General features: G+C 66.4%; 11 protein-coding genes. 10 read left to right on the top strand and 1 reads right to left on the bottom strand.

The genetic code is table 11. The features are described 5' to 3' along the window. Window positions 1-89: 89 nt before the first annotated feature. The 8 genes from cpaB to QW845_RS27705 all read left to right on the top strand — a co-directional run bounded on the left by cpaB (window position 90) and on the right by QW845_RS27705 (window position 9,197). Window positions 90-890 carry a Flp pilus assembly protein CpaB gene (gene cpaB / locus QW845_RS27740; RefSeq protein ID WP_315713815.1) on the top strand — a complete coding sequence of 267 codons (801 nt, stop codon included), beginning with the start codon at window positions 90-92 and terminating at the stop codon, window positions 888-890. Window positions 891-907: 17 nt separating this feature from the next. Further along, window positions 908-2,389 carry a type II and III secretion system protein family protein gene (locus QW845_RS27735; RefSeq protein WP_315804839.1) on the top strand — a complete coding sequence of 494 codons (1,482 nt, stop codon included), beginning with the start codon at window positions 908-910 and terminating at the stop codon, window positions 2,387-2,389. A 22-nt stretch (window positions 2,390-2,411) separates the two neighbouring features. Continuing rightward, window positions 2,412-3,152, top strand: a complete 741-nt coding sequence (locus tag QW845_RS27730; protein ID WP_315804696.1) for a CpaD family pilus assembly protein — start codon at window positions 2,412-2,414, stop codon at window positions 3,150-3,152. After that, the gene (locus QW845_RS27725) at window positions 3,149-4,417 is read left to right on the top strand and encodes a CpaE family protein (RefSeq protein WP_315804695.1); all 1,269 of its coding nucleotides are present in this window, start codon (window positions 3,149-3,151) and stop codon (window positions 4,415-4,417) included. Before QW845_RS27730 ends, QW845_RS27725 begins: the two co-directional genes overlap by 4 nt. A 21-nt stretch (window positions 4,418-4,438) precedes the next feature. Beyond that, window positions 4,439-5,902, top strand: a complete 1,464-nt coding sequence (locus tag QW845_RS27720; protein WP_315804694.1) for a CpaF family protein — start codon at window positions 4,439-4,441, stop codon at window positions 5,900-5,902. Window positions 5,903-5,913: 11 nt separating this feature from the next. Continuing rightward, a complete protein-coding gene (locus QW845_RS27715; RefSeq protein ID WP_315804693.1) occupies window positions 5,914-6,888 on the top strand; it encodes a type II secretion system F family protein in 975 nt (324 codons plus the stop codon). An 8-nt stretch (window positions 6,889-6,896) separates the two neighbouring features. Further along, window positions 6,897-7,871 (top strand): type II secretion system F family protein, encoded by a 975-nt coding sequence (locus QW845_RS27710; protein WP_315753445.1) that lies wholly within the window; start codon window positions 6,897-6,899, stop codon window positions 7,869-7,871. An 84-nt stretch (window positions 7,872-7,955) separates the two neighbouring features. Further along, complete coding sequence (locus QW845_RS27705) at window positions 7,956-9,197, top strand: Zn-dependent hydrolase (RefSeq protein ID WP_315804692.1); 1,242 nt, start codon at window positions 7,956-7,958, stop codon at window positions 9,195-9,197. A gap of 25 nt (window positions 9,198-9,222) precedes the next feature. Here QW845_RS27705 and QW845_RS27700 read toward each other — a convergent pair whose 3' ends face one another. Beyond that, window positions 9,223-10,029: a tetratricopeptide repeat protein gene (locus QW845_RS27700; protein WP_315804691.1), complete on the bottom strand. Its 807-nt coding sequence runs from the start codon at window positions 10,027-10,029 to the stop codon at window positions 9,223-9,225. Window positions 10,030-10,222: 193 nt separating this feature from the next. On the opposite strand from QW845_RS27700, the gene QW845_RS27695 reads away from it, so the two are divergent. Then, window positions 10,223-11,605, top strand: coding sequence for a leucyl aminopeptidase family protein (locus tag QW845_RS27695; RefSeq protein ID WP_315804690.1), 1,383 nt, complete (start codon window positions 10,223-10,225; stop codon window positions 11,603-11,605). Beyond that, a complete protein-coding gene (locus tag QW845_RS27690) occupies window positions 11,598-12,437 on the top strand; it encodes an NlpC/P60 family protein (RefSeq protein WP_315804689.1) in 840 nt (279 codons plus the stop codon). The genes QW845_RS27695 and QW845_RS27690 overlap by 8 nt, the downstream gene beginning before the upstream one ends. The last annotated feature ends 443 nt before the right edge of the window (window positions 12,438-12,880 follow it).

Here is a 12,880-nt window from a genome sequence, read left to right as displayed (position 1 = left end):
ACGCCTCATTAACCATGCTTTGACGAATAACTGCTCAACTCCCATCACGGCGGCGGAAACGTCGCGGCGTCATGTGGAAAGTGAAGCGTATGAATACCGCACGCATTGTGGTTCTGACCATCGCTGTAGGCGCTGGCGGCGTGGCCGCATATCTCGCGAGCGGGTCCGACGACCGGCCGGCTCAAGTTGCCGCGCCCGCGCCGCAGATGCCGACCGTCGACGTTCTCGTCGCCAAGGGCGACATCGCCCTCGGCCAATCCCTCAAGCCCGAAGATCTGCAGTGGCAGAGCTGGCCGGCGGCCACGGCCAGCGCCAGCTTCATCCGCCGCAACGAGCGGCCTGAAGGACAGACGCAGATCACCGGCACGATCGCGCGGGCGCCGTTCATTGCCGGCGAGCCCATCCGCGAACAGAAGCTCGTCAAGGCCGACGGCTCGGGCTTCATGGCCGCGATCCTGCCGGCCGGCATGCGCGCCGTGTCCACCGAGATTTCGCCGGAAACCGGCGCCGGCGGCTTCATCCTGCCGAACGATCGCGTCGACGTGATCCTGTCCAAGCGCGAACGCAATCCGGATCAGCCCAACGCGGGCGACGTCGTCAGCTCCGATATCATCCTGTCGAACATCCGCGTGCTGGCGATCGATCAGGCTCCGAAGGAAAAGGACGGCCAGACCACGGTGGTCGGCAAGACGGTCACGCTGGAGCTGAAGCCAGAACAGGCCGAGACGCTCGCGCGTGCCCGTCAAACCGGAACGCTGTCCCTGGCGCTCCGCAGCATCGCCGACGTCAACGTGGCCGAGCGCCGCACGGACGAGACCAGCCGCAAGCGCAGCGACAGCGTTGCCGTCGTCCGCTTCGGCATCCCCAGCACGATGACGACGCAGAAGTGAGCAAGAGGACCACCAAGATGACCTGCAGCGAAAATCAGCGGAAGATGCGGACCCTGCTGGTCCGCGCGCTGTCGTTTTCGGCCGCCGCTGCGCTGACCCTCAATCCGGCGATCGCGCCGGTGATCGCGGCAGACTATCGCCCGGCGACTGCAGCCGCCGCCGCGGACGGTCAGATCAATGCACGTTTCCTTGCGCTCGGCATCGGCAAGTCCGTCGTCATCGATCTGCCGCGCGACATCAAGGACGTTCTTGTCGCCGATCCGAAGATCGCGAATGCCGTCGTGCGCTCGTCCCAGCGCGCCTACATCATCGGCGCGGCGATCGGTCAAACGAATATCGTCTTCTTCGACGCGCAGGGCCAGCAGATCGCGGCCTACGACATCGCGGTCAAGCGCGACCTGAACGGCGCGCGGGCGGCGCTGAAGCAGTTGCTGCCGAATGCCGATATCCAGATCGAAGGCCTTGCCGACAGCATCGTGCTGACCGGATCGGCATCGAGCCAGATCGAAGCCCAGCAGGCCGGCGAACTCGCCGCTCGGCTCGCCGGCGGCGCCGACAAGGTCGTCAACTCGATCACCGTGCGCGGCCGGGACCAGGTCATGCTGAAGGTGACTGTCGCCGAGGTACAGCGCTCGGTCGTCAAGCAGCTCGGCATCGATCTCTCCGGCCAGCTCAACTACGGAACGGCTGTTATCAAATACGCGAACTCCAATCCGTTCACCGCCTACGGCAGCAATCTCGTCTCCAACAACGCCGTGACCGCGTCGTTAGGCGGAGCGACCCCGACGGTGCAGGCGACACTGCGCGCGATGGAGAACGCGGGCGTGATCCGTACGCTCGCGGAACCCAATCTGACCGCCATCTCGGGCGAGTCCGCGACCTTCATCGCCGGTGGCGAGTTTCCGGTTCCCGCCGGTTACTCCTGCGACCCGACGACCCATGTCTGTACGACGCAGATCAGCTTCAAGAAGTTCGGCATCTCGCTCAACTTCACGCCCGTCGTGCTCAGCGAGGGCCGGATCTCGATGCGGGTGATGACCGAGGTCTCCGAGCTCTCAAACGAGAATTCGATCACGCTGTCGCAAGCCGTCAGCGCGTCGACGGTCAACTCGTTGACGGTTCCCTCGATCAAGACCCGCCGCGCCGAGACCACGCTGGAGATTCCTTCCGGCGGCGCCATGGCGATGGCCGGCCTGATCCAGCAGCAGACCAAGCAGGCGATCAGCGGCATGCCGGGCCTGATGCAGCTGCCGGTCCTCGGCGCGCTGTTCCGCAGCCGCGACTACGTCAACAACCAGACCGAGCTGATGGTTCTGGTGACGCCGTTCGTCGTCCGCGCCGTGGCACAGAAGGATCTCTCCCGCCCAGACGACGGCTTTGCGGCCGCCTCCGATCCCCAGGCCGATCTCCTGGGCAGCATCAACCGCATCTACGGCGTACCCGGCCGGGTCGAACCCGGACGCAACTATCGCGGCACCTATGGCTTCATCACGGACTGAGCCGGGACAAGGACCTGCAACGATGACCACGAAACCCAGCCCCGCTCGACACCGCCGACTGCAACTTGCCGTGGCCCTGGCCGGCGCAGCGGTCCTGCTCGGCGCTTGCAACTTCCGCAGAGATCCGGCCGTCACGGCCAGCATCCCCGACGACTACCGGCTACGCCACCCGATCGCGATCCAGGAGGCCCCGGACTCCCTGGTCGTCTTCGTCGGCCAGGGCCGTGGCGGCCTGACGGCCGAGCAGCGCGCCGACGTGATGGGACTGGCCCAGAGCTGGATTCGCCAAGGCACGGGCGGGATCAGCGCCGACGTGCCGAGCGGCACCCCCAACGCACGGGCGGCCGCCGACTCGATGCGGGAGATCCACTCCCTGCTGGCCGCCGCCGGCGTCCCGCCGCACGGCATCACCGTCCGCAACTATCAGCCGAAGGACCCGCGCCAGATGGCCGCGATCCGGCTGAGCTATCCAAAACTGTCGGCCACGGCGGGGCCCTGCGGGATCTGGCCGGACGACCTCGGGCCCTCGATCAAGAACAAGAACTGGTTCGACAACAAGCCTGACTGGAACTACGGCTGCGCCTACCAGCGCAACATGGCGGCAATGGTCGCAAACCCGTCGGATCTCGTGCAGCCGCGATCCGAAACGCCGTCCTATACCACCCGGCGCACGGCGTTATTCGACAAATATCGCAAGGGACAATCAACCGCGATCACGTATCCAGAGGCCGACAAGGCCAAACTCAGCGACACAGGCAAATGATCAGCTACGCCCGACAGACCCAAGAGGAGCAGCCTGACGTCGTGCCGCCGCCGGCCGACGATCACATCGCGCCCGCGCCGCGCGTGTCCGTGCAGGCGTTCTGTGAGACGGTGGAAACCGCCGCGACGGTTCAGGCCGCCGGTGAGGACCGGCGCCTCGGCAAGGCCCATCTGAAGGTTCAGATGGGTGGCATGGCGGCCGCGATCGAGGCCTACCGGTCTGCCCCGACCCCGAACGTCATCATCCTGGAGACGGATGCACGCACCGACATCCTGGCCGGCCTGGATCAGCTCGCTACGGTTTGCGACCCCGGCACGCGCGTCGTCGTGATCGGCCGCGTCAACGACGTCACGCTGTATCGCGAGCTGGTTCGTCGCGGCGTCAGCGACTATGTGCTGTCGCCAGTGACGCCGATCGACGTCGTCCGCTCGATCTGCAACCTGTTCTCGGCGCCGGAAGCCAAGGCTGTCGGACGGATCATTGCCGTCGTCGGCGCCAAGGGCGGCGTCGGAGCCTCGACCCTGGCCCATAACATCGCCTGGGCGATCGCGCGCGACCTGGCGATGGACTCCGTGGTGGCAGATCTTGATTTGGCGTTCGGCACCGCCGGCCTCGACTACAACCAGGATCCTGCGCAGGGCATCGCGGACGCCGTGTTCTCACCGGACCGGATCGACATCGCCTTCATGGACCGGCTGTTGTCGAAATGCACCGATCATCTGAGCCTGCTGGCCGCGCCTGCGACGCTCGACCGGGTCTATGATTTCGGCGCTGAGGCATTCGATGCGGTGTTCGACACGCTGCGGGCCTCGATGCCCTGCATCGTGCTCGATGTTCCGCATCAATGGGCAGGCTGGACCAAGCGGGCGCTGATCTCCGCGGACGACATCCTGATCGTCGCGGCGCCGGATCTCGCCTCGCTGCGCAACACCAAGAACATGTTCGATCTCCTCAAGGCCGCCCGGCCGAACGATCGCATGCCGCTCTACTGCTTGAACCAGGTCGGCGTTCCCAAGCGACCCGAGATCAATGCGAGCGAGTTCGCCAAGGCGATCGAAAGCCCGCCGATCGCCACGATCCCGTTCGAGCCGCAGATCTTCGGCGCGGCCGCCAACAACGGCCAGATGATTGCGGAAATGTCTCCCAGCCATCGGACGACGGAGATGTTTCTCCAGATCGCGCAGCGGCTCACCGGCCGCAGCGAGACAAAGAAGCCGAAAGGCTCCTTCCTGTCGCCTCTGCTGGACAAGCTGAGGGCGAAGTAAGCACGCGTGGAGTTCTAAGTCGTGTTTGGTAAGCGTAGCGGATTGGACAACGATACCAGGGCCCTCAGGCCGGCCGCGCCGGCGCCCGAGCCGGCGCCGACTGCGCCACGCGCGGCGGCTCCGGCCGTGCCGTCGCCACCTCTGGCTCCGACCCGGCAGGCTCCGCCGCCGCCGCCACCGGTTGTCGAGGCCCGGCGCTCGGACAGTTACTATCAGGTCAAGGCGACGATCTTCGGAGCGCTGATCGAAGCGATCGATCTCGCTCAGCTGGCCAAGCTCGACGGCGAATCCGCGCGCGAGGAAATCCGCGACATCGTCAACGAGATCATCGCGATCAAGAATATCGTGATGTCGATCGCCGAGCAGGAAGAGCTGCTCGACGATATCTGCAACGACGTGCTCGGCTATGGCCCGCTGGAGCCGCTGCTGTCGCGTGACGACATCGCCGACATCATGGTCAACGGCGCCGGCACGGTCTTCATCGAAGTCAACGGCAAGATCCAGCGCACGGGCATCCGGTTCCGCGACAACCAGCAGCTCCTGAACATCTGCCAGCGCATCGTCAGCCAGGTCGGCCGCCGCGTCGACGAATCCTCGCCGATCTGCGACGCGCGTCTCGCCGACGGCTCCCGCGTCAACGCCATCGTTCCGCCGCTGGCGATCGACGGCCCCGCGCTCACCATTCGTAAGTTCAAGAAGGACAAGCTGACGCTCGATCAGCTGGTCAAGTTCGGCGCGATCTCGCCGGAGGGCGCGGAGATCCTGCAGATCATCGGCCGCGTCCGCTGCAACGTGCTGATCTCCGGCGGTACCGGTTCGGGCAAGACCACGCTGTTGAACTGTCTGACCAATTATATCGATCACGACGAACGCGTCATCACCTGCGAGGACGCCGCCGAGCTCCAGCTGCAGCAGCCACATGTGGTGCGCCTCGAAACCCGTCCGCCCAACATCGAGGGCGAAGGCCAGGTGACGATGCGCGAGCTGGTGAGAAACTGCCTGCGTATGCGACCCGAGCGCATCATCGTCGGCGAGGTCCGCGGACCCGAGGCCTTCGACCTGCTGCAGGCCATGAACACCGGTCACGACGGATCGATGGGCACGCTGCACGCCAACAACCCGCGCGAAGCTTTGTCCCGCTGCGAATCCATGATCACGATGGGCGGCTTCTCGCTGCCGTCGCGGACCATCCGTGAGATGATCTGCGCCTCGATCGACGTCATCGTCCAGGCGGCGCGCCTGCGCGACGGCTCCCGCCGCATCACGCACATCACCGAGGTGATGGGCATGGAAGGCGACACCATCATCACCCAGGACATCTTCCTCTACGACATGATCGGCGAGGACGCGAACGGCAAGATCATCGGGCGCCACCGCTCGACCGGAATCGGCCGGCCGCGATTCTGGGAACGTGCGCGCTACTACGGCGAAGAGAAGCGGCTTGCGGCTGCACTCGATGCCGCCGAAGTCGCGAGCAAGGACTGAGGAGAGACCCCATGAAGCTCCAGGCTCTCGCCCTTGCCTTCCTCGCCGCCACCGCGATCGGCGGCATCGCCTGGGTGTTCCTCTATCCCCTGCTGTCGGGTGAGCGGAAGGCCGAGCAGCGGCGCAGCACCGTCGCCAAGTCCGAGCCGGTGGTCCGACAGGCCGAACGCAGCCAACGCTCGCGCCGCGAGCAGGTCGAGTCCTCGCTGAAGGATCTCGAGGCGAAGGCCCAGAAGCAGAGTAAAGTCCCGCTGAACATGCGGATTTCGCAGGCGGGACTTGACTGGACCGTGCAGAAATTCTGGATCGTTTCCGGCGTCCTCGGCTTCGTCGTCTGCGCCGTTGCCTTCTTCGCCGGTGGCGGCCCGCTCGGCGCGCTCGGGCTCGGCTTCGCCGCCGGTCTCGGTCTGCCGCGCTGGATCCTCGGCTACCTCAAGAAGCGGCGCGAGAAGAAATTCCTGGCGGCATTGCCGGACGCCGTCGACGTGATCGTGCGCGGCATCAAGGCCGGCCTGCCGCTGTTCGAATCCATCAAGGTCGTCGCCGCCGACGCGCCGGAGCCTTTGCGCAGCGAGTTCCTCGGGATCATCGAGACCCAGGCGATCGGCATGCCGCTCGGCGAGGCTTGTGCGCGGCTCTATGAACGGATGCCGCTTCCCGAAGCCAACTTCTTCGGCATCGTCATCGCGATCCAGCAGAAGTCGGGCGGCAATCTCTCCGAGGCGCTCGGCAACCTCTCGAAGGTGCTGCGCGACCGCAAGAAGATGAGCGAGAAGATCCAGGCGATGTCGATGGAGGCCAAGGCGTCCGCGGGCATCATCGGATCGCTGCCGCCGATCGTGATGCTGCTGGTCTATCTGAGCACGCCCGAGTACATCTCGTTGCTCTGGACCCATCCGACCGGCCAGCTGATGCTGGTCGGCTGCGTGATCTGGATGTCGATGGGCATCCTGGTCATGAAGAAGATGATCAATTTCGATTTCTGAGGTGGACCATGGTCGACATTCTGGTCTCCAAGCTGCACGACCCGCACTTCATGACGATGTTCTTCGCCGCCATCGCGGCGACGGCCACCGTCTATACGCTGATCATGCCGCTGTTCGCAGGCGAGAACCTGAACAAGCGCATGAAGGCGGTCGCCAGCGAACGCGAGCGGATCAAGCAGCGCGAGCGCGAGCGGTTGAACGCCGGCGAGAAGGTCTCGCTGCGGCAGACGCCGAAGCAGCTCATCTCTCGCGTGGTGGAGGATTTCAACCTCACCAAATGGCTCGCCCAGGAGGCGGCCCGCGAGAAGCTCATCATGGCGGGCTACCGCGGCCAGGCGCCCTACATCACCTTCCTGTTCGCGCGCCTGGTGACGCCGCTGGTGCTGTTCGTCGGGTCCGTGCTGTACGTCTTCGTGATCGCGCATCTGCAGAAGTCGATGCCGGTCAAGATCGGCATCTGCGTCGGCATGGCCTATCTCGGCCTGCAGGCGCCGATGCTGTTCCTCAGCAATGCGATCTCCAAGCGCCAGCTGTCGATCAAGCGCGCGTTTCCCGACGCGCTCGACCTGCTGCTGATCTGCATCGAATCCGGCATGTCCATCGAAGCCGCCTTCCGCAGGGTTGCCATCGAAATCTCGAGCCAGTCGATCGCATTGTCGGAGGAGTTCACGCTGACCACCGCGGAGCTCTCCTATCTGCAGGACCGCAAGGTCGCCTATGAGAACCTCGCCCGCCGCACCGGCCTCGAGGGCGTGAAGTCGGTCTGCCTCGCGCTCCAGCAATCGGAGCGCTACGGCACCCCGCTCGGGCAGTCGCTGCGCGTGATGGCGCAGGAAAATCGCGACATGCGCATGAACGAGGCCGAGAAGAAGGCCGCGGCGCTGCCGCCGAAGCTGACGGTGCCGATGATCCTGTTCTTCCTGCCGGTGCTGTTCGTGGTCATTCTGGGACCGACCGGCATCAAGGTCGCGGCCATGCAGTAGACGTAGACCGCTCGCGAGAAATTTCGCTTGCGGTCAGGGCTCTACCCTGGAAGCTAGGCGGAGCATGATCGAGGTCTCCGCCTGATGTCCGACAAGCTCCGCCGCGCCGACGGCGCCCGCGTCCTGGCCGATCTGAACGCACTGCGCGCCTTCGGCACCTACAAGACCGGCGTGCACCGGCCGACCTTCTCCGACGCCCATCGTCAATCGCTCGCTTGGCTCGCCGAGCGCCTGCCCGATGCGCAGCTGACGCCTGATATCGACGGCATCGGCAACGTGCTGGGCACCAGCGCCAAGCCCGGCCCCAAGCTGCTGGCCGGATCGCATCTGGAGAGCCAGAATCAGGCTGGCTGGCTCGACGGCCCGCTCGGCGTCGTCTACGCGCTGGAGGCGGCGCGCGTGCTCAATCCCGATCCGTCTATTGTCGGTGCGGTGGAGATCGCCTCCTGGTGCGACGAGGAGGGCCATTTCGGCAGCATGCTCGGCAGCCGCTCCTATGTCGGCGACGTCAGCGAGGCCGAAATCGATGCTGCCCGCGACCGCAGCAGCCCGCGCACGCTGCGGGAGGCGCTTGCCGAGATGGGCCTTGCCGGACGGCCGCGCCTGCAGGCCGAGCCCGGCCGGCATATCGGCTATCTCGAAGCTCATATCGAGCAGGGCGACACGCTCGAGGCGGGCGAGCTCAAGATCGGCGTCGTCACCTCGATCGTCGGCATCTGGCAATACCGCATCACCTTCACCGGCGAGCAGAACCATGCCGGCACGACGCGGATGGCGGTGCGCAAGGATGCCGGGCTCGCGCTCGCCAAGTTCTGCGTCGCGATCGACGCGCGCTTTCCGGCCGCCTGCGGCCCGCGCACGGTGTGGACCACGGGACGCATCACGCTCGATCCGGGCGCACCGAGCATCATCCCCGGCCAGGCCGAGATGCTTTTCCAGATCCGCGACGACAATGCCGCCGTGGTCGACCGGCTCGAAGAGCTGCTGCGCGAGATGGCTGCGCAGGCGTCAGACGCAGGTCCCTGCCATGTCGCCGTCGAGCGCATCCGTACCGGCGCGCCAGCCATGATGGACGGCACGTTCCAGGATGCGGTCGAGGCCGCCAGCCGCGATCTCGCCGCCGGCAGGTCGCTGCGGATGCCGAGCGGCGCCGGACACGACGCGCAGGTGCTGGCCACCATCATGCCGGCGGGCATGCTGTTCGTGCCGTCGATCGGCGGCATCAGCCATCACTGGACCGAGAACACCGCCGATGCCGACATCGTCACCGGCGCCGACGTGTTCGTCGATACCTGCCGCCGCCTGCTGGCGGGCGCCACACGATAAGGCTCGCGATCAGCGAGGCACGTCGTCAGTCCGGCGGATTGAGCGCGGCCATCGGCGCCGCGTTGCGCGCCTTGCCCTTGCTTTGGCTCTGCCCCTGGATCATCTGCTTCAGGTAGGCGACGTTGGCGGCGGCCTCGTCCGGCGGCAGATCGGCCCGCGCGATCTGCTCGGCCTCCGCGAAGCGTCCCTGCAGGCCGACGACGAGCGCGAGGTTCTGGCGCACCCGCGCGTCCGCCCGCTGCGAGCCGTAGGCCTGGCGCAGCACCTCCTCGGCCTTCGGCAGCTCCCGCGTCAGCATGTAGGACAGGCCGAGATTGGAGAGCACCGAGGGCTCGCCGGGCACGATCTTCAGCGCGCTGTCGTAATAGCGCCGCGCCTCCTCGTGGCGGCCCATCTGGTCCAGCGCGGTGCCCTGCACCGACAGCAGTTTCCAATCGGGATTGTCGGGCGAATGCGCGCGCGACAGCACGTCGAATGCGAGCTTGAAATTGCCGTTGTCGGCCAGCGCTCGGCCATAGGCCGCAAGCACGGTCTTGTTGCCCGCGTTGGCGAGCGTGGCCTGCTCCAGCACCGCAACCGCCTGCTCACGCTGGCCGTTGTTGCGCAGTGCCTGGCCATAGGCGACGGCAATGGCCGCATCCTTGGGATTGGCGCGGTAGCGCTCGCCATAGACCTCGACCGCGCGCTGCGGGGTCGCGGGCGGCGGCTCGGCGCGACTGCCTAGCGAGCCCGTGACGTCGGACATGGTCTGGCAGCCGCCGAGTCCCGCAGCGACGAGCGCGGCGAAGGCGACGGACGCGAGGAGCCGGGGAATGGAAGGCGGTTGACGCATGTCACTTGGACTCGACCGGGCGAATTGAACGCGCCAGCAATAAACTGTTAACGCTAACAGCCGGTTAATGGCGCGATCCCGGCGCAGACGTCACATTTGCGTCGGCTTGCGGGCGAGGCGCCCGGCGCGATTGCGGCGGCCTTCAAACTCTGCGAAGTCTGGCTCAAGCGCGCCAGTTAGGGAACCATTAGGCATGCCGTCGATGTTCGAGACCGCCTCCACAACGTCCGCCATCCCGATCACCTTCGTGACAAAGGCGAGCTGGCCGGGGATCAAGGAGAGCCTGTCGGCTGAAGCGCGCAACTTCGCCGAGGCCAACGTCTACACCGCCAAGCCCGGCAGCTATCTGGCGCTGCCCGGCGCGGACGGGCGCATCGCTCAGGTGCTGTTCGGCATCGAGGACGACGACGCCAAGCACCGTGACCTGTTCCGGCCGGGCGCCCTGCCCGGCCTGCTGCCCGCCGGCACCTATCGCTTCGCCAATGCGCCGCATGATGCACGGCTCGCCGCGCTGGCGTTTGCGCTCGGCAGCTACCGCTTCGGCCGCTACCGCAAGGCCGAGACGCCGGAGGTCCGCCTCGTTCCGCCGGACGGCGTCGACGCCGCCGAGCTGAGCCGCCTGGCCGACGCGGCGACATTGGCGCGCGACCTCGTCAACACGCCGTCGAACGACATGGGACCCGAGGAGCTCGAGGCCGCCGCGAAGCAGGTCGCCGACCGCTTCGGCGCACGCTTCACCAGCATCGTCGGCGACGATCTGCTGGAGCAGAACCATCCGCTGATCCACGCCGTCGGCCGCGCCTCGACGCGCGCGCCGCGGCTGATCGAGCTGGTTTGGGGCGACGCATCGCATCCCAAGGTCACGCTGGTCGGCAAGGGCGTCTGCTTCGACACCGGCGGGCTCGACCTGAAGCCGTCGAGCAGCATGCTGCTGATGAAGAAGGACATGGGCGGCGCCGCCAATGTGCTGGCGCTGGCGCAGATGGTGATGGACGCCGGGCTCAAGCTGCATCTGCGCGTGCTGATTCCGGCGGTCGAGAACGCGGTCGCCGGCAACGCCTTCCGTCCGATGGACGTGTTTCCGTCGCGCAAGGGCATCACGGTCGAGATCGGCAACACCGATGCCGAGGGCCGGCTGGTCCTGGCCGATGCGCTGGCGCTCGCTGACGAAGACAAGCCCGATCTGCTGATCGACATGGGCACGCTGACGGGCGCGGCCCGGGTCGCGCTCGGTCCCGAGCTGCCGCCGTTCTACACCCAGGACGAGGCGCTCGCCGCCGATGTCGCGCGCTGCGCCGCCGCCGAGAACGATCCGCTGTGGCGCATGCCGCTGTGGGCGCCGTATGATAGTTGGCTCGACTCCAAGGTCGCGACCATCAACAACGCGCCGTCGGGCGGCTTCGCCGGCTCGATCACCTGCGCGCTGTTCCTGCAGCGCTTCGTCGAGCACGCCAGGAGCTGGCTGCATCTCGACATCTTCGCCTGGACGCCGTCGGCCAAGCCCGGCCGCCCCGAGGGCGGCGAGTGCCAGGCCGCGCGCGCGCTCTACAAGCTCTTGAGCGAGCGCTATGGCTGATCCGAGGCTCACGCCGGCACGCGGCGATATCGCGGCCAGGCATCTCCAGGGACAGGTGACGGCTGCGCGCTTCGTCGACGGCGAGACCCTCGTCGTCGTCGATCCGATCGCGCCACTGCGGCTGCAGCCGCATTCCGGCGCCGAGCAGGCGACGCAGGCGCTGAAGGGCGAGCGCGTCACGGTCTACGACCGCAATGGCGAAGGCTGGGCCTGGGGCCAGCTCGAAAGCGACGGCTATGTCGGCTGGCTGCCGGAGGCGGCGCTGGCGGCGCCCAGTGCTGCGCCGACGCACAAGATCAGCGCACTGCGCAGCTTCGCGTTTCCCGGACCGTCGATCAAGCTGCCGCCGCTCGAGACGCTGCTCATGGGAGCGACCATCGCGGTGACGCGTGAGGAAGCGAGCTTCGTCGTCACGCATGAAGGCTGGTTCGTGCCGAAACAGCACGTCGTGGCGCGCGATCAGCGCGAGCCCGATTACGTCGCCGTTGCCGAGCGCTTCGTCGGCACGCCCTATCTCTGGGGCGGCAAGAGCAGCCTCGGCATCGACTGCTCGGGGCTGGTGCAGGTGTCGCTGAATGCCGCCGGCGTGCCGTGCCCGCGCGACAGCGACATGCAGCTCGCGGCGCTGGGCCGCGTGCTCGACGGCGGCGAGCCGCTTCGCCGCGGCGATCTGATCTTCTGGAAGGGCCATGTTGCGATCGCCCGCGATGCCGATACGATGGTCCATGCCAACGCGTTTCATATGGCGACGGCGATCGAGTCGGTCAGCGCCGCGATTGCACGGATCAAGGCCACCGGAAGCGACGTGCTCGCGATCAAGCGGCTCGATTGAGATCGTAGCCGCGCGACTTGATCACCGCGACGCGTTGGCTCAAGCTCTGAGTCCCGTTACACGGCCCATGAATGGGCCCTCTCCCCTTGTGGGAGAGGGCATGTAGGACAGAGCAGCAAGCTCGGTCGGGTGAGGGGCCTGTATCCACGAGCACCTTCTTTGAAGAGACAACCCCTCACCCAAGCAAGTTCGCGGAGAGGCCGAAGATGCCCTTTCCCACAAGGGGAGAGGGCGCTGTATTGGCCATCAACGAGCCTAAGCAATAGAGACGCGCGTCTCCTCCTAACCAAGAGACTCGCATGCTCTCTCCTCCGTCATTGCGAGCGCAGTGAAGCAACCCGGGCCGCGCAAGGACTCTGAATTGCGTCGCTGCTGTTTAGCCCGGAGACATAGCTTACACCTGTTCGGGGACATGGTTGACACTTTTGGGGTCACGCAAATCG

The sequence above is a fragment of the Bradyrhizobium sp. SZCCHNS3002 genome, assembly GCF_032377435.1.
Taxonomy (GTDB): domain Bacteria; phylum Pseudomonadota; class Alphaproteobacteria; order Rhizobiales; family Xanthobacteraceae; genus Bradyrhizobium.
Note: the sequence above shows the minus strand (reverse complement) of the source record. Positions and strands in the feature narration are given on the sequence as shown.